Here is a 20,145-nt window from a genome sequence, read left to right as displayed (position 1 = left end):
CTCTATAGTCTGTATGGAATTTACCAAAAACTTTGGGGCATAAACCTGGAAAGATAACGGATCGGTATCTGGGATGATAATTGATCTTCAATTTTTCCCTGAAAAATGGCCGCAACAGATGTGGCCACTACCGGCAGATGCAGCAGGGCAGCTGCCTCCTGAACGATTTGTTCGCCCTCAAGGATCACAGGAATGGTCGTATCATCGCCCAAATTCGTGTTATTTAACAAGGCATCGATTCTGCCTAATTGACGGATGTAATCGACAATATCGGACACCGTGGAAGTCATGGGGCGACAGACATTGATCACGGCAATGATTCTTAAATCCGGGTCCTCATTGGCCCCTTCTACCAGGTTTAAAACACTGGTCCCTTTACTGCCGTAACCTACATCTAAAATAATGTCTCCGGGCCGGCGCAGCACCCACTTCATTGCCGGATGCAGCACAGAACCGGCTTCCCCCAAACCCATGGTCTGGCTTGTCTCCCAAGCCACTACATCAAGGCCTTTCTCTATGAGGAGGCGTTTCACGGGCCGCAAAGTATAAAATGGCTCCACCAGATCCAAATCCACCAAAGCAACCTGGCGGCCGGACTGTTTCAATGATAAAGCCCGGTTTACCGCATTTTCACTTTTTCCGGAAGCATATTCACCGACATAGGCTTCCACAATTCGTCCCGGCATTCTCTTTTGGCCTCCGCCTCAATATGGATTATTATATGTAATCAAGACATATGTTATTTATCTACTCGAAAATTTAAAATAGACTAGAAAACTTGGCTTGCGCCAAGCCTCTGGCGACGGCGGAAGCCTTAGTTGCACTTATACTTTCAACCTTTTAAAACTTATAAATTCTGAAAGTATAAAAAAAGGTCCCCCGGCCGGAGCCGGGGGACCCGATTTAAAACAGTCTAAAGGTTTGAGTAATTTAACCTTGAATGGGTGGGTTTGCATTTATCTGGTTAAGATTACTTCCCTGATCTTGATCATCCTTAAAAATGATCGGATAACCATCTTTGGTATAATCCTCTTTGAAGTAATCATACTTGCTGGGATTCCAAGCTACCTTGACCAATGCTGCCGCCCAGGCAATTTCAAGGAAAAGCACGGGGAATCCGCCTAAGTTGGAAAGCATTTTCACGCCATCAATCCCGGCAAAGGCGATCATCACCCATGCCACGATGCCAAGCATGCCCCCCCAGATTACTTTTTGAAACATAGAGGGCTCCGGACTTTCCGGCGAGATGCCGGTAGAGCATAAACCGCCGATAGAAGAGGTCATGGCATCCGACCCGGTCACATAAGACAAATAAATGGTTAGGATAAATAAGGAACTCAAGAGTACAGAGAGGGGGAACTGCTGAAAAAAGGCGTAAATAACAGATTCCGACCCGGTCGTATTTAGAACTTCCACTAAATTAACATTCTGAAATAGTTGCATATGAAGAGCCGAGCCGGAGAATGAAGCAAACCAGACCATACCGAATAGGGACGTGCCGATTAAATTAACCCCAATAAACTCCCTGACCGTGTACCCATACCCAATTCGGCCAAGGAACACCCCGGTAATGGGGGCCCAAGCCATCCAGTTTGCCCAGCAAAAAATAGTCCACCAAACAGGCCACTGGTCATTGGTGATCCCGCCTGTATAAAAAGCCATTTCAAAGAAGTTCTTCAGAAAGTGCCCCAACGACTGAACGGAAAAATTAGCCACAAAAGTCGCCGAACCAAAAACTAAAATATAGATGGGCAGGGCGAGGAATATCTTTCCATTAATATCACACAACCATTTGATTCCGTTCATCAGGCCGGTGATGGCGGATATCACAAAGGTGACCACGATGACTATATCAATCACAGCCCAAGTGATCAAATTCGCTTTGATTAAAAAAAGCTTGCTGAGCCCTCCGGCGATGGACAAGATCCCCATGCCAAGAGAAGCGGCCATACCCAATACAAGGGCATACACACAAACGGCATCGGTAATCCTGCCGAATATCCCCAAAGATCTTTCACCTAACAACGGATATAAAAGAGATCCTAAGCTAAAGGGCTTTTTCATATTATAATAGGCAAAGGCAAATAGTAATGCCGGAACGGTATAAATGGCATAAGGAAGAAAAGTCCAGTGGAAATACATCGTTGACATGGCATAGATGGCGGCATCCGTACTACTTCCTTTTATTCCCACATTGGGCGGGGCTGAAAAAACCGACATGGGCTCAGCAACTCCCCAAAACAGGATCCCCACGGCAATTCCTGTACACAAGGTGATAGCGAACCATTTCCACCTGCTTAACAACGGTTTGGCGTGGGATCCTCCAATCCTGACTTTACCGATGGGGGCAAAACAAACTGCCAGACAAATGAAAAGCAGGGCCATAGCAGTTAACATAAAGAGCCAGCCAAAATGAATAAATATCCAATAGTTTGCATCATTCGTGAGTTTGGCAAACCCCTCTTTGTCCGCGAAACTATAGATGACTGCTGCAATCAGCAAAAGAAACGGCGGCCAAAAAACACTTTTTTTTAATTTCCCGTTGGTAAAATCGCTAAACATGCAAATCCCCCTTCCAAAATTTAAAAAATCCCACCTTTGACTTTTTAAACCCTCGTCCCCACCTCCTTTGGAAAAGTATTATTGCAAAATCGATACCACTTTCCCGGTCCCGGCAAACAAAGTCCCCTTCTGAAAAAGCCTTAAAAATTCAGCCTTTCATGGTTTTCCCCACCGGATCAGAAGGCCAAAAAAAATAACCTGGCACATAATGTTTCCGCACGGAATCAAATGTTTACACAGGTTACAAAAAATAATAAAAAATATCTCGCCCCATCACTTAATCAAATCCTCTAAATGATAACGGCGAATCTTCCGTAAAACCGCAGTGTGTGAAATTCCTAACTCTTTGGCTGCCCCCCTGGCACTGCCGAATTTCCTTAAAGATTTTTCTAATTCTATCCGTTCTATCTGATCCTTCGCCTGTTTGAGATTTCTATTTTCCGGGAAAACCGCACCATTGGGCTGAATGGGAAAATTCTCTCCAAAAAATAAATCATGGGCGCCAATCTCATTTCCCATCACAATATGGGCTGCCCTTAAAATCACATTTTGCATTTCTCGCACATTCCCCGGCCAGGAATGGGAAATCATGATACTCTCTGTTTCCTTAGAAAAATATAATTTTTTCCCCATTTCCATCCCGTACTTGTCTAAAAAATATCCGCACAAAAGAGGTATGTCTTCCGGCCGATCTCTCAAAGGGGGAATAAATAGAGGAATGACATTGATCCGGTAATATAAATCCTGCCGGAATTTGTTTTCCCCAACCATATGCTCCAAATTTCTGTTTGTGGCGGCGATAATTCTCACATTTATCGGGATGATTTTTTGACCCCCGACGCGACGGATCACGCCATCCTGCAGAACTCTGAGCAATTTACTTTGCAGTACTAAAGATAATTCACCTATTTCATCTAAAAAAAGGGTACCGTCATTGGCCGCCTCAAAAAGTCCCATTTTTCCGCCTTTTTTGGCACCGCTGAAGGCTCCCTCCTCATAGCCAAATAATTCACTTTCCAAAAGGGTCTCCGGTAAAGCGGCACAATTTATGGGCAAAAAGGGTTTATCCCGCCGATCACTGGTACTGTGAATGGCTCTGGCAAATAACTCTTTCCCCGTTCCGCTTTCCCCTCTAATTAGAATGGTATAATTACTTTTTGCCACCTTTTTTGCCATACAGATAACATCTTCCACCACTCTGCTCCGGTGAATGATTTCTTCGAATTCAATCATTTGACTCTTTGTCAGTTGATTCACTAACTGCCGTGCTGCTTTCATGCTCCTTAACGTAGCAACTGCGCCGATAATTTTATTATTTTCATTTTTTAGGGGACGTCCGGTGGTCAAATAATGGAGTCTCCCTCTCGGAGTATCCACCAGCACTTCTTTATTATCAAAGGGGTCTCCTGTTTTTAAAATATTTAAGATGGGGCAATCCGCAGAGACGGCCTCTGCTATTTTTTTCCCTACCATCTGGGCCGCATCAAGTAAAAATAAACCGGCCCCATGAGGATTAATATAACGGATTACTCCGGAATGGTCGATGGCCACAATGCCCTCCGATACAGACTGCAGAATAACTTGCAGCTCATTTTCCTTTTGTTCCTGGGGCAAAACCTCAATATCAAATATTTGATTAACATCTTTCATTTGGCGCATATTTTCTTTTAAGGCCAGAGCGTCCCACCTTTCGTCCAATTCAAATTTCACATAGATTTCTCCCGGATATACTTCCATCACAAAAACCGGAATCATTCTTTCGGAAAAAGCACGCGCCACCTCCGTGATCATGCCAATCCTGTTTTCGGTTTCAAATTTCCATCGTACAACTGACATTGCTCATTACCTCCAACGGCACCCAGTGAAATAACCCTTACTCCCTAAAGTTGTGATTTTATCACCCGGCCAAATTCATCATTTGCGCAAATGCACCTAAGAATTTTAAGATTCGACATGAATCAGGGCAAAAATATTGGAGGAAAAAATCAGTTTTATTGTCAAGAATTTTGGTGAGATTCATTTTACATTCTACATATGAAAACCATTTCCTCTTTAGAGATGATTTTTCGTTTACTTCCAATTATATGATAAAAATGAAGAAAGAGGTAAATCCTCAACAAAAATTGATGGACTACCCCTTTTTGATACATCTGTCTACGTTTACAAACAATCTCGCGATTCGTGTAAGTCTCACCTCATACGGATGAGGTCTATTCCGATCCCGCGTCTGCCACACTAATTCTTTCTTGCTCTTTGTTCCGCTTTTTCCATAATTTCGTTTAACCTTTCCTCAAGATGTACCGGAAGTCGTTTTGATTCAAATTCGTTTAAAATCTTTCTGGCCTTCTCATTTAATCGCATCCCCATCGTTTTCTCGCCTTCGTTCTTCCAATCCAGATATCTCTTCCGGTTCATCAAAGTAGGAAACCATGTTTTTTGCCTAAAATATTTAAAGGTATGCTCCTCCCCTAAAAAATGTCCTCCCGGGCCTACTTGGTCGATCACATCAACAGCTAAAGTGTCTTTGTTCACTTCTACACCGGAAATAATCCGCCGCACCATGCCAATAATCTCGTCCCCCAAAGCTAATTGCTCCAAAGACGCGGATAGGCCGCTTTCCAGAAAGCCCACATCATGAATCAAATTAGCCCCGCTAAGAGCGGCAGAATAGCATTGTATCGCTGCTTCCACGGCTGCCTGCTCATCAAAAACAATGGAATCGCTTGCTCCTGCGGCAGACCATACCGGTAGCTTTAAGAAATGATACAAATCGGCCTGGGCAGCCAGCGCCAAACTGAATTCCGGCGCACCATAACTGCAATTGGTCGTCTGCATGTCCATCAGGGCCAGCATCAGGCCGGCAATAAAAGGTGCCCCCTCCCTTTTCAGCTGGCTTAACAAAAGTCCCACCAGATTATCCGCCAATCCCACGACCAACATCCCTGCGATGGTCATGGGAACCGTTCCGCCCATTTGCATTCCGGGTGCATAAATTTGGGGCAATCCCATATCGGCCATATAAAGTAGCTTTTCCACCGCTTCTTTGGGGTGTGTAAGAGGAACGATGGGTTCTGAATAAAGGGAGAAAAACGGATTGCGCTGTAAATTTTCCAGACCTCCGGCCACGGCACAACACATCTCCACAATATCCTTAAGGTTTTCCACATTAAATGCCCAGGTACATATAGGTTTCGTCGTATTTTGTAACATGGCATGAACTTCATGGACATCGGCTAAGACCGGTGTACAATCGGAAATCATCGCCAAAGACATCACAAAATCGATATTAGGCAATGCTTCACACACTTTTGCAACGTTTTCTACATCCTTTTTCACTACTTTTCTTCGTTCGCCCGTTTCCACATCAATAAAATAAGGGTTTGTCGGTCCCGGTCCGAAATAGCTGTTATGGCCTTCCAAAAATAGTTTTCTTTCCCCATCCCGGGTACACAAAACTACCCTTGCAGGTACCCTGTGCAAAGCCTTCTTTACCAAATGGGACGGGATTCTTACCCTTTTTCCATCGACCCAGCTCCCGGCATTTTTTAATAAACTCAACGCTTCTTCACAATGAATGTTTACTCCCGTTCTTTCCAAGACTTCTAGAGCGGCTTGAAAAATCTCTGCACACTGATCATCGGACAGTACCCTAAATTGAACGGACTGGTTCACTTTGTAGTTGGATTTTCTCCCTTCCATCCCTTTGTCCCCTCCTTTGTGTACACAAAATTAGTCAAGAATCATCCTGTTAAAGATTTTTTATTTCTTGTTCCGCTTTGTTCATGATCCCCTTTATTTGTTCTAAAACATTTTCCGGCAATTTTTCACTCTGATAATTTTTGAGGATATACTGGGCTTTATTTTTAACTTTATCCCCTAAAGTTAAGGCGCCCCCCTCCATCCACTCCTGATACCGTTTCCGATTGAGCAACTCAGGCATCCAGAATTCATTCTTATAATGTTTAAAGGTGTGCGCATCACCAAAATAACTCCCGCCAGGCCCTACCCTTTCCATTACTTCCACAGCCAAAGTATCTTTATTGATAGTATATCCCCGGCTAATTCTCCTGACCAGACCAATGACTTCATTGCACGCGACCATTGACTCCAAGGACCCAGTTAAGCCGGATTCCAAGTATCCCACGTCATGAATTAAATTAGCCCCGCTTAATTCTGCCATTAACAAACTGAAACCGATCTCCATTCCCGCCTGCTGGTCAAAAATCATGGCGTCGGAACAACCCCCGGTGCTAAAAATAGGCAGTTCATAGAAGCGGGCCATTTGAGACAATACGACACTATTCATATGCCATTCCGGACATCCGTAGGGGAAGATCGTTGTAGCCATATCCATGATCGAGGGACATCCTCCATAAATAAAGGGAGCCCCTTTCTTGCGCAACTGATGAATGACCAGCCCGCTCAGGAGTTCCACATTGGCTTGGGTGAGCAAACCGGCCATGGTACAGGGACTATTTCCCCCGGCGCCCATGCCCGGCGTATACACAGCAGGAATTCCGTAATCCGCACAGGCAAAAAGTTTTTGCACCCCATCCCGGGTATGGGTCATGGGGCAGATCGGTTCATGATAACAGGCTAAAAAAGGCTTTTCTCTTAATTGATCATATCCCCCGGTAACAGCTGCGGCAATTTCTACAATTTGCAGAAAATCGATTTGATCCCGGGCGGTAAAAACAATCGGCTTTTTCGTGTTGGTAACCATGGCCTCAAACTGATGAAGATAGGACAATTGGTTGGATACATTGGTGGCAATGGCAAAAGACATCATAAAATCATAATTTGGCAAGTAATCTAAAATTTTAGCCGCGTTAATCACATCCTGTTTTACACTTCTTCTGCGCTGGCCGGTTTCTAAATCAATCGTATAGGGTAAATCGGATCCTAATCCATAATAAGTTTGGTTCTTCTCTAAAAATAACGCCCGTTCTCCTTCCCTATTCGCGAGAACAACTCTGGGAGGCGCCGTGCGTAAGGCCTCTTCGACTAAATGGGCGGGGATTTTTACAATCTTATCTTTGACATAAGCACCTGCTTCTCTTAACATTTTTCGAGCTTCATCCTCATCTACCTGGACGCCCACTCTTTCTAAAACTTCCAGTGTGGCCATATGAATCTCGTACAACTGATCCTGGGAAATAAAACTAAGTGCAGGAGTAGCTTGCTCTTGATAATTGACTTTTCTAATTTTCATTGCTCCTTCCTCCTTGTAGCGATTGTTCCGATCAAAAACCACCTTGTTTTTACCTGTTCATCACCTGTATTTACTCGAATTCCTTAAACATCTTTTCAAATTCCTCAATGGGCTCTAAAACATGGTAGACATGGTCATCGGTCGGGAATTTTTTTGTTTTTACATCTTCCCCATATTGCCTGAAAGCATTGATTTCAATTTCCGCCAGCTGGGCATACTTTTTGACAAATTTAGGCGTAAAGGCTTGGAACAGCCCCAGCATATCACCACAAATGATTAGTTGCCCATCAGCCGGACCGGCCCCGATCCCATAGACCGGAATAGTTAATTTTTGTGCCATAAATTTCGTCACTTCCGGAGGCACCGCCTCCACCAAAAGGGCATAGGCACCTGCCTCCTGAACCGCCAAGGCATCTTTTATGAGCAGGCGGGCATTTTTCACATCTCTTCCCTGGGCTTTAAACCCGCCCAACTGTCCTGTGCTTTGGGGGGTCAACCCAATGTGTCCGATCACTAAAATGCCTGCATCGGTAATGGCTTTAATGCGGCTGGCAACCCGAACGCCTCCTTCTAATTTGATGCAATCGGCATCGGCTTCCTTGATAAAACGCCCGGCATTGCGCACCGCTTCCTCGTCGGACACCTGGTAAGACATAAAAGGCATGTCTCCCACCATCCAGGTATGGGGGGCACCCCTTCGGACAGCTTGACAATGGGAGATACAATCCTCCATTGTTACGGGATTTGTGCCCTTGTACCCTAAAACAACCATACCCAAAGAATCCCCGACCAAAATCATATCGATATCTGCTTGCTCTGCAAATGAAGCTGTAGGGAAATCATAGGCCGTTACCCATGTCACTTGTTGTTTTTCCTGCTTCATTTTGATGAAATCACCCAAGCTTTTCTTTTTTACCATCTTCCTTCCTCCTTATTCCTTTCCATATCTTTATATCATCTGCTTTGATCCCTTTTATTCTTCCGAATTAATTCTGGGACCAGGCGAACTAAACATGGGTGGTTTAAAGCTATACGCTAATCTGGGGATGTTGTTTTCATCCTGGAAACGCCTATTCGCCATCATCATAGCGGCTTTTGCGGTCGTCACATTTTTGTCCCGGGCAATTTTCAACATTTCCGTGACCTTGTTGTAAATGTTATCCACTTCAAAATACACCCGCTTAGGATTGTACCCAATCAGTTCGTTCGAGGCACACATCACCCCACCTGCATTGATCACATAATCAACAACATAAACAATGCCCCGGTCTGCTAACATTTGGGCATGTTCTTCTTCATGCACCAGCGGGTTGTTGGCCGCTCCGGCTACAATCCGGCATTTTAACTGGGGAATGGTTTGGTCATGGAGAATGCCGCCCAAGGCACAGGGTGAAAAGACATCCACTTCCAGTCTATGAATTTCTTCATTCACCACCGGCTTTGCCCCTGTCTGTGCCGCGACCATGCCTACCTTATTTTCATCTACATCGGAAATAAAGATTTCCGCACCTTCTTGTTTTAAGTAATGGCACAGGCTGGACCCCACATTTCCTACACCCTGGATGGCAATTCTCTTCCCTTTTAAGGAAGGGTCACCAAAAACATGGGCGGAAGAAGCTTTGATTCCTTTCCAAATTCCGTACGCAGTGGGTTCGGAAACGTTTCCGCTCCCCCCGTATACTTTAGGCAGGCCAATCACAAAAGGTGTTTCCCGCCGGATGGCCAGCATATCCTCTTCTGTGCTTCCCACATCCTCTCCGGCAATATATCTCCCCCCCAGACTATTGATAAAACGTCCGTAGGCCCGCATTAACGCTTCACTTTTATCCTTTTTCGGATCGGCAATAATGACCCCTTTTCCTCCCCCATAATATAATCCTGCTACGGCATTCTTGTAGGTCATTGCTCTGGATAAACGCATCACATCCGCCAAAGCCTCCTCTTCGGATTTGTAAGGCGCAATTCTGGTTCCCCCCATGGCCGGCCCCAGCGTAGTATTATGGATGGCGATGATCCCTTTTAATCCGGTCTTATTGTCGTTGCAGAAAACAATCTGTTCAAAGCTATATTTGTTCATGCTCTCAATAACTTCCATCATGTTTCCTCCTCGTATAATATCCTAAAATTTTTCTTATCTGCGATGCAGGTTAGCGGCGCCGATAAATCCGATTCCTTGTTTGGTAAGAGCCTGGGCCGTAAGGTTTACGGAATGATGTTTATCCAGATAATTTTGCTCCAGCAATGCCATCTCTTCTGAGGCTTGCAACTCATCCTTCGTACGGAAATAGTCCAGGATATCGGAAGGATGCTCACGCGTTGCTTCAATCTCCCATTCACCCCCTTCGTGCTTGGCGGAAATATTCGGAACGGTCGAAGCAACCTCCAAAAGCTCCTTTCTCCGGTTATAGGGCTGGCAGACTATACTTTTATAGGTTTCGGTAATATGGTGTTCCAAGCGCACCTTATTTTCAAATCCCAGCTTATGCCTGATTTCCGAGCTTGTAATAATCGTTTTGGCATTTACGGAATTGGCTAGATTAAAGCCTACCAGTGGGGTCGATTGATCCTCGCGGGCAAATAGTCGGGCCATCATCAAGGTCCATAATACGGAAAAGGGATTATCATTCCCCATAAATACGGAAATCTTAAACTTAATGTCGATGCCCAACCGATGAAGCAGGTATCCCAGAAGAACGGTACCCGGGTTAATATTTAAGACCTGATCAATGCCGTAATGGGTATAATAATAAAGGACTTCATCGATCCACTGCAGGGGGTGCTCATTGGGCTGGCCGATTCCCCCAAAATAGCCGGTAATGGTCTCCGGCCCGCCCAAATGTACATTTGAGCCGTCGGTTCCTTTGGTATCCAAAGTCTCCACCCAAGTTGCCCCCATAATTTGCATGGCACCAACCATGGCCATGGTATCTCCCTGGTCAGATTCCTGCTCCTTCATCTTACGGACCCGAATATACCTTCCCGGCATGATTTCCTGCTGGGCGATCGCCTGTTCCGCTTCTCTGATCAACCAGGGAAAATATTGCAGGGCACTGATTTCCAGGGTTACCGCTCTGGCTTCATCAAAATTCATTTTCCCGGCGTCCCTGCCCAGCATATTTTCCCGGTACCGGGACACAGAAATGAACGATCCCTTATCTCTTTCCGCCATAAGCCATTTTAAATCTTCATAGTACGGGGACTTCATATTTTGCAGGCGCTCCAGAATGCGCGACAAGTCCCGGGCCTTTTGGGCACACGCATTAATTTCTTGTACAGTGCCGTACTTTGCTACCATGCGCAGCACATCATTCATGAGAGGATTATTCGGATCAGTTAAATACCGGTTTACTTCTTCCACTCCAGTCAGGTCAAGCTTGAAAAGATCCCGATTCATGATGCTCTCTCCTTTTTAAACTAGTTTTTTATCAAAGTCTCAGAGCAAATCTCATGCCAACATATCATCCCCTGGCTGCCAAGGATTTTGTTCAAATCAATATCCCCCGTGGAAACAATTGTTTCTGCTTTTGCTTCCAGATGGAAACTATTGTTTCCACAATAAAAGAAGGTCCCTCGGCCGGAGCCGGGAAACCTTTTCAATCAATAGAGTCTGTTGTTATCACCTATTCTATGTTTTTCCCGATCATATCCCTAGTTGACGAGAAAGGTAATCTTTGCTAAACTTGATTCGTACAGACGTCCGAATCGATGGAAGGACAGGCTTTTCTAAGAAACCTGTTCGGTTCAGGATGGGTCAAGACCCGTCCGAAGAATCCGGCATTCCAGCCTTAATCGCCGCCTGAAAAACTTTAATACCGAAACCAAACTGAGGGGTAATTAAATGAGGGAAAAAGCACCCGAGATCAGCCAATCGCAAAAAATCCTGAATGCAGCCTATCAATGCATCGCATCAAAGGGATATGCAAATGTGTCCTTGCGGGATATTGCGGATGAAGCAGGGGTAGTATTGAGTCAATTAAATTACTACTATAAAAACAAGGAAGGCTTGTTTAGAGAAGTCATAGAAATGGCCATCCAGAAGTATCTCCATGAAGTTGAGCACGATCTGAAAAAAGGGACCACCGCCAAAGAAAAGATCTCCTATCTCATCAATTATTTTCAAGAAATGTTGAAAAAAAACCCGGAAATATTTAAACTTCTTTACGATTTTACCGGCATGGCTCTTTGGGCCTCCTCTTTTCGCTCCTTACTGTGCCATCTGTATCAGGATCTATCTAATTTAATCGAAACTCATATTGTGCGCAATGCTTCCGTAAAAGAAAAATTCGAAAAATATTCTTCTAAAGCATTGGCCAGAATGATATTGGGCACCTTGCTGGGCACTGCCCTCCAGGCTACTCTTGATTATGAAGAAGAAACTGTCGCCGGTTCCATCAATGCCATTCAAATCCTATTTGAATAAACAGATGGAGTTGATCTGGTTCCCCTTCAATTTTCGAAAAACTTTTTTACTTTCAAAAACTCCTCTCCTCCTGAGAGGATAGAAAACAGTACAGCAAGATAAAATAAAAAAGCGCTAAAATGGATATTCCCCCCGCCCAAGGGAAAATCACGCACCAGGCTTGCCACAATGGCAACACTTTGAGAGATCACGCTATATTGATCCCATCTTGACGGAGAAACAATCATTCCTTCTCCGGCGGCAATTGCTCTTAGACCGGAAACGGCAAATTCTCCGCCCACTAGGATGATGACGATCCACGCTTTGATCCGTCCCATTTCCACGAAAGAAATCAAAACCGCCAATATCAGCAATTTATCAACCATACGGTCCAAAAATCTATTCCCATTGGTAATTTGTTTATGGGACCGGGTGATGTACCTCGTCAAAGCGCCTGTCCCGACCACAAAAACAAAAACCGCTGCGGCTAAATAGTCTACATAGAGGGGAGTTCTGACCAGCAGGATCATCACAATAACCGGTACGAGAGAAATTCTTGCCATATTGATTTTGTTTGTCAAATTCATTTTGGCCTAATCTCTCCTATCAAATCAAGAATATCCGCACGTTCTTACACGCCAGCCCGCTTTTATGTCATAATTTTCTGCACCATTCATCTGGCTCTGCTAAATTTCATGCTTTCTACCAAGGCACAATACTTATCTACCAAGAGAACAATAAAAGATTCTTTATACCTGGGCAAATTCATCGTTAAGGGCCACATATGCTTGATGATGATATCTTTTTCTATTTTATTCAAAGAAAAATTTTTATTGGCGTTTTCCAAGGCAATCAAAGGATGAACAAGGCCATGCCATCCCTGAGCGGGTTTTGTCCGGTGCCAGTCATACAAAAACAAATCGTGCAGCAGACCGCCCCGGGCCGCGGATCGATAGTCGAGTCCCAGAGACTTGCACATCAAAAAACTTTTGTATGACACATGGACGCTGTGCTCCAGGCAGGTGATATTGCCATGGTGCTTAAATCCGCTCATGGCCCAAACGATGTCATTTTCTATTAAATCGCTGATGCACTTGTGATATTCACTGAAAGTGCTGGAATCTGCTTTTAAGCTCATCTTTAATTGTATCAATGCCGCCATGGATAATACTCCTTACATCCCGGTTGACGATTTCTGCATTAAGGACTAATAGTCGGGGAAAAGCGTGAAAAAAGCGCTGATAACGCATGATCTTGGCCCGATATTTATGAACAGGGAATTTTGCATAATTGAGAATGACATCTTTTAAATCCCAGGCTTCCATCACCGATTTCGTGGTGTCAACGATCAGGTAGAGGATCAGGCCTAGACCCAAATAATTTTTGATCAACACGGGTATGAATAAAACCGTCCCTGAAATGCCGGGTTGGATTACGACCAGGACCAGATAGGACAGGACACCCCAGATCAGGGAATATTTTAAACAGATATAGCCGTGAAGATTTGCCGGCTCATCATGATAATCCCACCAAGTAAAGTGAAAAATCTTATCCATGGCAAAGCCGGTTATATATTCCAATGCCGTAACCAGCACCACGGAAAGCAAAATACTAAGCAGCAACCCGGTGCCTGGATCCGGAGAAAAGCGCTCCATCCATTGAGATATTTGAATGATGATCAGGGCCCCGAACCCATAGATGGGACAAAAACAGGCGGTGAGAAAGCCTCTGTTGATCCATCTTTTTTCCCTGACGCTGGCGAATACCGTTTCCAGCAACCACCCTAAGAAGGAATATATGGCAAAAAACAGCAGGGCATCTCTAAAGCTATCCACAATTTTTCCCCCTCCCTAAAACCCTTTTGATTTCAGAATGGACCCAACTAAACCGGCAATAATTAGAATGGCCAGAAAAAACCCTATTTTTAAAACGGTCATGTTTAAGAGATACATTTCCGCCCCGGAACTGGCACTGATCCCGGAACCGATGAGAATGCCCGCAATGACGATACTCAAGGAAAGCAAAACCAGACTAAATACGATCCGGTTCGCAACTTTGTCAAAGCGCTGTTGAATCTGTTCCATATTTTTGATTTCCCATTGCAGGGAAAAATCATCATCTTCCACTTTTTTCAAAAAATCAGCCATGATCACCGGAAATTCGCTTAGCAAATCCTGGTAATCGAATAAAACTCTCATCGCTCTATGACCGATTTTAGGGACCGACCAGGTTTGGTACACTAATTTATTGGTGATCGGTTTGATCACATCCAATACGTTCAGACTGGGATCCAGCTTTTCCACCACACCCTGCAGGGTGGCCAGAGTCTTTGCCAACAAGGTGAATTCTTGGGGGATCTTCACATGGTACTTCATGGCCAGTTTAAAAATTTCATGCAAAACTTCCCCTACCTTAATCTGATTTAATGGCATGGTCAAATAGCGGTCCACTAAGATGTCCATATCTTTTTCAAACTTCTTCAAGCCCACTCTCTGATTCATGGTATTGAGTCCGGCAATGGCTTTGATCACCTTTCTGGTGTTTCCGGTGCCAACACCGATAAATAGATTTAAAAACAGGGTTTTGCGCTTTTCGCTCAGCCGGCCTACCATACCCAAATCCAACAAGACCACGGTATGATCCGGTAAAACCAGAATATTTCCCGGATGGGGGTCCGCATGAAAAAATCCGTCCCGGAGGATTTGCTGAAAAAGGGATGTGGCGAGATTTTTTGCCACGATGGTTCGATCAATCCCCCTTGTATCAAGCTCGTCAAAGCTGGTGATTCTGCTCCCTTGAATGTATTCCATGGTCAGCACACGTTTTGTCGTGTACATCCATTTGATGTCCGGAATTTTGATGCCCTGATCCTGCCTTAGGTTTTTCCGAAACGTTTCGGCATTTTCTGCCTCTTTCATGAAGTTTAGCTCATCTCTCAGGGTATTTTCCAGTTCCCGTACCATATTATGAAAGTCATACATTTTACCATAGTGGGTATGCTGATCGAGAAAATGGGCCAAGTCTTTGAGGATACTCAAATCAAGCTCTACGTTCTTCTCTATGCCCGGCCTTTGCACTTTTACCGCCACCGGTTTCCCGGCATGCAATCTGGCGTAGTGAACCTGGGATACCGAGGCCGCCGCCAGAGGTTCCTGATGAAACTCTTGAAATATATGTTCCAGGTGATCTTCAAATTCATCTTCAATTAACGCTCTCACATCCTCAAAAGGAAAGGGCGGTACAAAATCCTGGAGCTTTTCCAGTTCTTCCGTGATGTCCGGAGGAAAAATGTCCGACCGGGTGCTCAAAAGCTGTCCTATTTTGATAAAGGTGGGCCCCAATTCTTCACAAGACAATTTTAACCTTTCCCCGGTGGAAATCCTGGTCCCAGGATTATCCCCCGGATTTGAAAATCTTTTTCTGATTTTTAAATAACGGAAAATCCCCAACTGTTCTATCAGTACGCCAAATCCATGTTTGGCAAAAACAGTAACGATTTCTTGATACCTTTTTATATGATCCCGCCTGTTTATCGTGCTATCATCCCTATCCATGGTTACTTTCGTCTTGCCAAATTTCCCTTGTCTTTCGGCACTGTGATACGGGAAAAATGGGGTTCATCTACCCGGCATTATTTTTCATTTTCCTTTTTTGTAAGTCCTTGCTCCTGCAAAACTTGGATAATTTGGTCCCGGACAATTTCCCCAATTTCTTTTTTGCTCACGATATCTCCCTTACTGGCAATATTCATTTGGTCTAAGGCTGCCCTGATCTCGTCGGCGATTAACTTCTTGAATTCCTCTCTCTGTTCTTCTCCTTTTTTGATCAGATCAACCGCAAAGTGTTGGGCATCTTTTTTGGCTATTTCCCCTTTATTCACCAGTTCTTCCACTAATTCTTCCACCTTTTCCCGGGAATGCATAAACATGCCTAGGCCCAGATAAATTGATTTTTCCAACAAATTTGTCATAAAAGACCCTCCTGTTTTTTTATCCATAAAGTAAGCATACAGAAATATCTTGCCCCTAAATCCGAATATCAATCGCATCATCCTGACCTTTTTGGATGACGTTGTCATCCTGTGCGCCCAAAGCGTTCGGACGTCCGTATTAATCTTAACAAGAATTCCCTGTCCAGTCAACAGCCTTTTATCGGCTCCATGTCTTGGGACAAGCCCTTTGACACCATGATCTTTTTGATCATTTCATTGGCTAATCCCTCTTTTCTCTGCAATCCTTCTTTGAAAAAAGAAAAAAAGAAGGCCTTTCCGCCTTCCCTTTGTGTCGCTTTTAAGCTAATTCTGCTTTTATGGTTTTTGTTTTCTGGGACTCAGCCACCCGCACCTGCCGCAACCTTCATCCAACAAACGCCGGGCGGCCCCCGGCGCCCCGCAGCCAGGGCACAATTCCAGTTCATCCCCCTGCAAGGACTGCAAAATTTCCCGCCAATATAGAAGCACTTCTTCTGTACCGGAAAAGCAGGCGGTTTCCGGATCGGTCTTGGAAAGGTAACGGAGGCTAAGGACCGGTTTATCATTGAGTCCCAAACCCAAGTCTTCCCGGTGCACACGACACTCCAGCAAGTCCGGCGGCCAGAGGGAAAATACGGGACCCTCTTTCGGGCCGGCAGACCAAAACAGCCTGCCCTGCCCAATCCAAAACCGCCCCGGCTGCCAGAGGCTGCCTGTTTTCTTCTCGGTCCGATGCCAAACCCGAAACCACTTGGCCGGAAATGTGCCGGCTTGTTTTTCCCCTGTGGCATCCAGGCTGAGACCCAAGTTCCGGGATAGCAGCTCCCGCACCCGGTTCAGTTCGGTCACATGAATCTTTTTCCAATCACCTGACTGGTGCAGCAGGTGCAGTTCTTCCCGCTCTTCACCGGTAAAGTGGGTGTTTTTTGCCACCTCTAACTTTTCTATTTCGCCGTAGGGTAACTCAAGGAGCACTTCATAGGGTTCATGCCGGACCAAGACGATTCTACGATTGGTAAGATGCATCGTTCCCGGTCTCCAGGCCGCATAGATCCCCTGCTCATACCAGTGGGCCGCAAAACCTGACCAAAGGAGCTGTTCTTCTTTCTCGAGACGCAGGTCGCCCTGGTTGACCTTCCTGCGGCGTTGATCGCTCTCCCAGGCACGCGTGGCCTCATCCCAATCGCGCAAAAAGCCATACCTGAGCATCGTTGACATGCCGGCTAAGACAAGACGGAGATTGATGCCGATCAGAGGTATTCCCGCCACGCCGATGATGAGGTCGGCAGTAAGGAACAGCCCCTTCTCCAGAAGCCGGTCGATCAGGTCATTTAAGGTAGTTTCCCGGTGATACCTAGGTTCAAGAGGTTTCATTACCTGATTCATGCAGACATACTCTCCTCATTTCCCATGGAAAATGAATCCATGAAGCTATACGGCGGCCAAGGGCCGGTAAAACGCACCTGCGATCCCTCACGATCATCTATTTCAGCCAAAATACGGCCCAGCTCTTCTACCTTTTCCTTGGCGACCAGGCAGGATAAGTTGACCACCATGCACAGCCCGTTTTCGGCTTTTTTGGTTTTTTCCACCTTCACGCTGTCACTGACACTGCTTACTACCTGATATGCTTCATGAAAACAGGCTTCCCCTTTTTCTTCCCATGCTTCTTTAACGGCTCTTTCTATTTTTTGCTGATACATGTAGCGGACTCCCTCGGGTTTTGCTTCCATTTCTTGTTTAATCTTCTGGATCCCGGCATTTTGATCAAGGATCGATTGTTTTAATATCTCTTGATTTAAAAAGACCTGCACCCCATATTCGTCCTTGCCCTGCACCCGGTGAAAAATCTGGTGCAGCCGCGCGGATTCTTCCTCAAGCCAATGTTTTACGGCTTGAACCACAGGCTCTCCCTGGGGACGGAAGATGGTGTTAAAGCCCATGGGCAAAACGGTACCATACTGATGGTATGCCAAATCCAGCACCTTTTGGTGGGTAAAAAGCCATTGCTTAACCAATTCCTGCTCTTGTGACTGATAAGGCTCCGGCGCACAATCATGAACAATGGCGATCAGGTCGTCATGAACGATGGTATAAACCTCCCCATCCTCGATGCCCACCGGCCCAAAACGGGCTTCCTCCCGCCCCTGAGCGACTCCGTAGAGATACAAAGCCGCCGCATCACCGGCACCGGTACTCTCTATTTCCTGAAAAGAAGGGATTTCCCTATCTAAGGATGCCACAGACCTGTTTGGGTTGGCCGCACCATCATGGGGCTCATGAAACATCGGCATCCCGATAGATGCCGGCTCATCTGACCCGCTTTCTTCACTAAGCTCCCGCAGGGTGGCACGGATCATACCCGCCACTTCTTCCTTGACCACCTCCCGGACCAAATCCTGGAACCCCAGATCCCGGAGTTCCTGCAAGACGATCCGCTTGATGCCCCCTTTCAGTTTCTTACCGTCGTCCATAAAGTTACCTCCTCTGCGCTTCTTCCTCAGCCCAGCGTCTTGGGTTCATGATCCGATCCACGACCTCGTCTACAATCTGGTCCAGACCATCCCGCACGCTTTTCACGGATTCGGAAACCCCCTGTTCGCACTTGATATCCTCGATGGCCCGGTCCAGCTCCAAAATTGCCGAGCCCAGGCGTTCGATTTCTTCTTCGGAAAGCGTGCCGTCTTCCATGCGCCGGAATGCCTCTCTCTTCAAGGCCTCTTGAATGATTTCCACAACGGCGATCACCAATCCGAGCAAGCCGTGCTTCAAATTATCTTCATCAATATCAAGCAAGGACAACACCTCACTTTTCCAGTTCAATGTTTAGGACACCGTTTCGATAAGTTTGCTGCCTAATTTTTATCACGGGACAGGGTAAATGAATCTGCCCTTCCAGATCCCTTCCCTGGCTGCAGGCAACAATGCGCAGGCCGCACCCGGATAAAGAGACCTGGATGCTGCTCTCTTCCACCGCCGGCAAGTCCAGAATCACCAGCAGACTTTCCCCGTCATCAAAGATATCCGCAGGAATATCTTCCCGCTGACCGGCTCCGCACCCGGTTCCAGGCCCTTTTTCCTTTCCCCCAGGACCCGGCACACTGCCGGCATCAAGCCTCTTCTCATGCGGGCGCTCCAGTTCCGCCAGCTGCAGCCGTACCGTCAGGATGCCGTTTTTATAATTGAGCTCAGCAGAATCAATGCGGATCTCCGGCACCTCCGCCACGACCATAATGGTATTGCCATTTTCAAACAAATCAACAATGGGTGCCTGCTGCTCACCAGGAGAAAAGGGATCCAGCTCCAGCCACCAGTTGAACAACACTTTTTCCCCCGTCTGGGGGTTGACCTTTGACCGGTGAAACACCAGTACCGGCTGGCCGAAAAACTCGCAGGCCTTAGGGTTCAGGACATCTTTCACATGCATCAGGGCCTCCATATCGGTGGCCAGGTTCGCCGCAATCCTTAATTCCTCAAGCTCAGCATGCCCTTTTTGCCAAAGGTGCCAGAACATCGCCCGGCTCCGGTAATCCAAGCTGTTTAAAAACCGGCGCAACCAATCTTTTTCTTCCCTGGTCAGATCCTGATCCATCGATCCGGTCCCTCCCATCCTACCGTTGTACCGGCACAGATACCTGCCCCGTAAGCTTCTTCGTCTTCGCCGATATCCACCCGCACCACGGGCAGCCCTCTTCTAACAATTCCTTTTTATCCACTCTTTTTTCACATTGGGGACAGGTCTCTTTGTCAATGGTGGCCTCTTTCCAAACAGCCGTTTCGCAATTTGTCCCGGAAGGAAATTCCAGACCGTACCGGGCGGCGGTTTCAAAAGAGGCCAGGGCTGCCCGGATCTTCACGCCTAGAAGTTCCACACCGGCTACGGATACCACAATGTCCGCATTGATCACCAGCCCCTTGTCCAGGAGCCGGTCCACTAAGGCGGCCAGGGTGTCGTCATTCCTCTGTCTTTTTGGTTCTAATGCAGTCATCACGAGTGAATTA

19 protein-coding genes are annotated in these 20,145 nt (G+C 46.0%); 1 reads left to right on the top strand and 18 read right to left on the bottom strand.

Annotated elements, in window-relative coordinates; genetic code table 11:
- Positions 1-20 precede the first annotated feature (20 nt).
- The 8 genes from DCMF_RS18385 to DCMF_RS18350 form a co-directional block, all read right to left on the bottom strand.
- Complete coding sequence (locus DCMF_RS18385; protein ID WP_148135762.1) at positions 21-686, bottom strand: hypothetical protein; 666 nt, start codon at positions 684-686, stop codon at positions 21-23.
- 244 nt (positions 687-930) lie between these two features.
- A complete protein-coding gene (locus DCMF_RS18380; protein ID WP_148135761.1) occupies positions 931-2,562 on the bottom strand; it encodes a BCCT family transporter in 1,632 nt (543 codons plus the stop codon).
- 273 nt (positions 2,563-2,835) lie between these two features.
- Positions 2,836-4,398 (bottom strand): sigma-54 interaction domain-containing protein, encoded by a 1,563-nt coding sequence (locus tag DCMF_RS18375; RefSeq protein WP_148135760.1) that lies wholly within the window; start codon positions 4,396-4,398, stop codon positions 2,836-2,838.
- Positions 4,399-4,797: 399 nt separating this feature from the next.
- Entirely contained in the window at positions 4,798-6,261 is a 1,464-nt protein-coding gene (locus tag DCMF_RS18370; RefSeq protein WP_148135759.1) for a trimethylamine methyltransferase family protein, read from the bottom strand.
- A 49-nt stretch (positions 6,262-6,310) separates the two neighbouring features.
- Positions 6,311-7,816 (bottom strand): trimethylamine methyltransferase family protein, encoded by a 1,506-nt coding sequence (locus tag DCMF_RS18365; protein ID WP_257790918.1) that lies wholly within the window; start codon positions 7,814-7,816, stop codon positions 6,311-6,313.
- A gap of 28 nt (positions 7,817-7,844) precedes the next feature.
- Positions 7,845-8,693 carry a 3-methyl-2-oxobutanoate hydroxymethyltransferase gene (panB, locus tag DCMF_RS18360; protein WP_148135757.1) on the bottom strand — a complete coding sequence of 283 codons (849 nt, stop codon included), beginning with the start codon at positions 8,691-8,693 and terminating at the stop codon, positions 7,845-7,847.
- A 54-nt stretch (positions 8,694-8,747) separates the two neighbouring features.
- Positions 8,748-9,872, bottom strand: coding sequence for a Glu/Leu/Phe/Val family dehydrogenase (locus DCMF_RS18355; protein ID WP_236860059.1), 1,125 nt, complete (start codon positions 9,870-9,872; stop codon positions 8,748-8,750).
- A gap of 33 nt (positions 9,873-9,905) precedes the next feature.
- Positions 9,906-11,168: a hypothetical protein gene (locus DCMF_RS18350; RefSeq protein WP_148135756.1), complete on the bottom strand. Its 1,263-nt coding sequence runs from the start codon at positions 11,166-11,168 to the stop codon at positions 9,906-9,908.
- Positions 11,169-11,612: 444 nt separating this feature from the next.
- Here DCMF_RS18350 and DCMF_RS18345 point away from each other — a divergent pair, with 444 nt between their 5' ends.
- The gene (locus DCMF_RS18345; protein ID WP_148135755.1) at positions 11,613-12,194 is read left to right on the top strand and encodes a TetR/AcrR family transcriptional regulator; all 582 of its coding nucleotides are present in this window, start codon (positions 11,613-11,615) and stop codon (positions 12,192-12,194) included.
- A gap of 26 nt (positions 12,195-12,220) precedes the next feature.
- Here DCMF_RS18345 and DCMF_RS18340 read toward each other — a convergent pair whose 3' ends face one another.
- From DCMF_RS18340 to DCMF_RS18295, 10 genes are all read right to left on the bottom strand, one after another.
- The gene (locus DCMF_RS18340; RefSeq protein WP_148135754.1) at positions 12,221-12,760 is read right to left on the bottom strand and encodes a CDP-alcohol phosphatidyltransferase family protein; all 540 of its coding nucleotides are present in this window, start codon (positions 12,758-12,760) and stop codon (positions 12,221-12,223) included.
- Between the two features lie 86 nt (positions 12,761-12,846).
- Entirely contained in the window at positions 12,847-13,335 is a 489-nt protein-coding gene (locus tag DCMF_RS18335; protein WP_148135753.1) for an HD domain-containing protein, read from the bottom strand.
- Positions 13,277-14,008 carry a putative ABC transporter permease gene (locus tag DCMF_RS18330; RefSeq protein ID WP_148135752.1) on the bottom strand — a complete coding sequence of 244 codons (732 nt, stop codon included), beginning with the start codon at positions 14,006-14,008 and terminating at the stop codon, positions 13,277-13,279. Before DCMF_RS18330 ends, DCMF_RS18335 begins: the two co-directional genes overlap by 59 nt.
- Positions 14,009-14,023: 15 nt before the next feature.
- Positions 14,024-15,727: an ABC1 kinase family protein gene (locus DCMF_RS18325; RefSeq protein ID WP_148135751.1), complete on the bottom strand. Its 1,704-nt coding sequence runs from the start codon at positions 15,725-15,727 to the stop codon at positions 14,024-14,026.
- 77 nt (positions 15,728-15,804) lie between these two features.
- Positions 15,805-16,143: a phasin-related domain-containing protein gene (locus DCMF_RS18320; RefSeq protein WP_148135750.1), complete on the bottom strand. Its 339-nt coding sequence runs from the start codon at positions 16,141-16,143 to the stop codon at positions 15,805-15,807.
- Between the two features lie 336 nt (positions 16,144-16,479).
- Positions 16,480-17,529, bottom strand: a complete 1,050-nt coding sequence (locus DCMF_RS18315) for a gas vesicle protein (protein ID WP_236860058.1) — start codon at positions 17,527-17,529, stop codon at positions 16,480-16,482.
- Positions 17,526-18,617 (bottom strand): GvpL/GvpF family gas vesicle protein, encoded by a 1,092-nt coding sequence (locus DCMF_RS18310; protein ID WP_148135749.1) that lies wholly within the window; start codon positions 18,615-18,617, stop codon positions 17,526-17,528. The genes DCMF_RS18315 and DCMF_RS18310 overlap by 4 nt, the downstream gene beginning before the upstream one ends.
- 4 nt (positions 18,618-18,621) lie before the next feature.
- Positions 18,622-18,939: a gas vesicle protein K gene (locus DCMF_RS18305; RefSeq protein ID WP_148135748.1), complete on the bottom strand. Its 318-nt coding sequence runs from the start codon at positions 18,937-18,939 to the stop codon at positions 18,622-18,624.
- A gap of 10 nt (positions 18,940-18,949) precedes the next feature.
- Complete coding sequence (locus DCMF_RS18300) at positions 18,950-19,735, bottom strand: Hsp20/alpha crystallin family protein (protein ID WP_148135747.1); 786 nt, start codon at positions 19,733-19,735, stop codon at positions 18,950-18,952.
- 19 nt (positions 19,736-19,754) lie between these two features.
- Positions 19,755-20,132: a gas vesicle protein gene (locus tag DCMF_RS18295; protein ID WP_148137972.1), complete on the bottom strand. Its 378-nt coding sequence runs from the start codon at positions 20,130-20,132 to the stop codon at positions 19,755-19,757.
- Between the last annotated feature and the right edge of the window lie 13 nt (positions 20,133-20,145).

The sequence above is a fragment of the Candidatus Formimonas warabiya genome, assembly GCF_002777255.1.
In the GTDB taxonomy this organism is placed as follows: Bacteria; Bacillota; Dehalobacteriia; order Dehalobacteriales; family Dehalobacteriaceae; genus Formimonas; species Formimonas warabiya.
The sequence above is the reverse complement of the archived record's forward strand: the minus strand, read 5'-3'. Positions and strand labels throughout refer to the sequence as shown.

Bases quoted from the DNA above. Each gene is read 5' to 3' on its own strand.
- DCMF_RS18385 (WP_148135762.1), bottom strand. From the start codon at position 686: ATGCCGGGACGAATTGTGGAAGCCTATGTCGGTGAATATGCTTCCGGA.
- DCMF_RS18380 (WP_148135761.1), bottom strand. From the start codon at position 2,562: ATGTTTAGCGATTTTACCAACGGGAAATTAAAAAAAAGTGTTTTTTGG.
- DCMF_RS18375 (WP_148135760.1), bottom strand. From the start codon at position 4,398: ATGTCAGTTGTACGATGGAAATTTGAAACCGAAAACAGGATTGGCATG.
- DCMF_RS18370 (WP_148135759.1), bottom strand. From the start codon at position 6,261: ATGGAAGGGAGAAAATCCAACTACAAAGTGAACCAGTCCGTTCAATTT.
- panB (WP_148135757.1), bottom strand. From the start codon at position 8,693: ATGGTAAAAAAGAAAAGCTTGGGTGATTTCATCAAAATGAAGCAGGAA.
- DCMF_RS18355 (WP_236860059.1), bottom strand. From the start codon at position 9,872: ATGATGGAAGTTATTGAGAGCATGAACAAATATAGCTTTGAACAGATT.
- DCMF_RS18350 (WP_148135756.1), bottom strand. From the start codon at position 11,168: ATGAATCGGGATCTTTTCAAGCTTGACCTGACTGGAGTGGAAGAAGTA.
- DCMF_RS18345 (WP_148135755.1), top strand. From the start codon at position 11,613: ATGAGGGAAAAAGCACCCGAGATCAGCCAATCGCAAAAAATCCTGAAT.
- DCMF_RS18340 (WP_148135754.1), bottom strand. From the start codon at position 12,760: ATGAATTTGACAAACAAAATCAATATGGCAAGAATTTCTCTCGTACCG.
- DCMF_RS18335 (WP_148135753.1), bottom strand. From the start codon at position 13,335: ATGGCGGCATTGATACAATTAAAGATGAGCTTAAAAGCAGATTCCAGC.
- DCMF_RS18325 (WP_148135751.1), bottom strand. From the start codon at position 15,727: ATGGATAGGGATGATAGCACGATAAACAGGCGGGATCATATAAAAAGG.
- DCMF_RS18320 (WP_148135750.1), bottom strand. From the start codon at position 16,143: ATGACAAATTTGTTGGAAAAATCAATTTATCTGGGCCTAGGCATGTTT.
- DCMF_RS18315 (WP_236860058.1), bottom strand. From the start codon at position 17,529: ATGAATCAGGTAATGAAACCTCTTGAACCTAGGTATCACCGGGAAACT.
- DCMF_RS18310 (WP_148135749.1), bottom strand. From the start codon at position 18,617: ATGGACGACGGTAAGAAACTGAAAGGGGGCATCAAGCGGATCGTCTTG.
- DCMF_RS18300 (WP_148135747.1), bottom strand. From the start codon at position 19,735: ATGGATCAGGATCTGACCAGGGAAGAAAAAGATTGGTTGCGCCGGTTT.
- DCMF_RS18295 (WP_148137972.1), bottom strand. From the start codon at position 20,132: ATGACTGCATTAGAACCAAAAAGACAGAGGAATGACGACACCCTGGCC.